Annotated in this window: 1 protein-coding gene; it reads right to left on the reverse strand. The window is 69.7% G+C overall.

Annotated features, from left to right (window positions below; genetic code table 11):
• Window positions 1–684, reverse strand: a 684-nt coding sequence (locus M4D54_RS13765) for an HNH endonuclease signature motif containing protein (RefSeq protein WP_259892112.1), incomplete at both ends; no start/stop codon positions are given.

Below are 684 nucleotides of genomic sequence, written 5' to 3' on the forward strand. Positions count from 1 at the left end.
GGTGTCGTCGTGGTCGGGGTGGTCGGGGTGGTGGAGTTGGTCGAGGGTGCCGTTGCGGTCCAGGGCGGTCAGTTCGAGGCCCCACTGGTACTGGCTCCAGGCGTCGTGGAGTGCTTGGGCGAGCAGGGGGGTGGTCAGGTCGCGGTTGGCGGGGATCGACGCCGCGGCGCGGGGGCGCCCGGTGCTGGCTCCAGTGGTGGTGCTGGTTCCTGTGGTGGTGCCGATTCTCCAGTGGGTGGTGCCGTCGGGTCCGCGGACGGGGTCGATCCTGCCCAGGGTCTTCAGCCGGTGGTGGGTGAAGCACAGCAGGTGCAGGTTCGCGACGCAGGTCTGGCCACCGGCGGTGGGGTCGGTGTGGTCGTACTCGGTGATGTGGTCGGCCTCGGCGCGGGAGGTGGAGGACCGGATACAGCCCGGCACCGCGCATACGGGGTGCTGGATCCGGAGCTGTTCGAGCATCGATGCGGGTGGCCGGTAGCTGGTGGTGGTCGCGGGGATGTGCGCGCCGGTCACAGGGTCGGTGAGGATGCGATGCCAGAACGGTTCCCCCGCCGCGATCATGCGGGCCATCGAGGCGGGGATCGGGATGGTGCCATCGATCAGGGCGGGCGCATCGGAGTGGCCCATCAGGGTCATCACCGGCACCATCACGCTGATCCGGAACCGCTCACCAGGCACCTCGAT

The organism is Brachybacterium sp. p3-SID1565, assembly GCF_025143785.1.
Taxonomy (GTDB): Bacteria; Actinomycetota; Actinomycetes; order Actinomycetales; family Dermabacteraceae; genus Brachybacterium; species Brachybacterium epidermidis.